The sequence below is a fragment of the Microvirga sp. P4_G7 genome, from assembly GCF_056401005.1.
On the sequence record NZ_JBFUKD010001115.1, the window covers coordinates 1 to 675 of the forward strand.

The 675-nt window shown below is 60.9% G+C and carries 1 protein-coding gene; it reads right to left on the bottom strand.

The window, feature by feature from the left end:
- A partial coding sequence (locus AC1DT3_RS23370; protein ID WP_477467539.1) for a DNA translocase FtsK occupies window positions 1-675 on the bottom strand: 675 nt, incomplete at both ends.

Consider the following 675-nt stretch of genomic DNA (forward strand, 5'->3'; position numbering starts at 1 on the left):
CTCGTAGACCGCCTGTCCGGTCTGCTTGTCGAACCCGGTCTGCACCGTGCGGGTGATGACCTCGCCGCGCGCCTTGGCTTCCGACACCCGCGTGTTGAAGCCGTCGATGTTGCGCACACCGAGCTTCGACATCTTCTTGTAGCGATCCTCCATCTCCCGCACCGCCCAACGCAAGGCGATAATGGCCTTCTTGGGATCGGTGACGACGGGGGTGAGAAGATGCGGAATGCCGTCATAGACCGACAATTCCAACATCTTGGGATCGACCATGATCAGGCGGCACTCTTCCGGCGTGAAGCGGTAGAGCAAGGACAGGATCATAGTGTTGATGGCGACGGATTTACCCGAACCGGTGGTGCCGGCGACGAGGAGATGCGGCATGCGCGCGAGATCGGCGATCACCGGCTCGCCCCCGATGGTCTTGCCAAGACACAGGGGAAGCTTCTGCTTCGAGATCCGGAAATCATCGCTCGCCAATTGCTCGCGAAGGAAGACGGTTTCGCGAACCTCATTTGGCAATTCAATGCCGATGGCGTTGCGACCGGGAATGACAGCCACCCGCGCTGAGACGGCGCTCATCGAACGCGCGATATCGTCGGAAAGGGCAATGACACGCGCCGACTTGATCCCCGGAGCGGGTTCGAACTCGTAGAGGGTGACGACAGGCCCCGGATG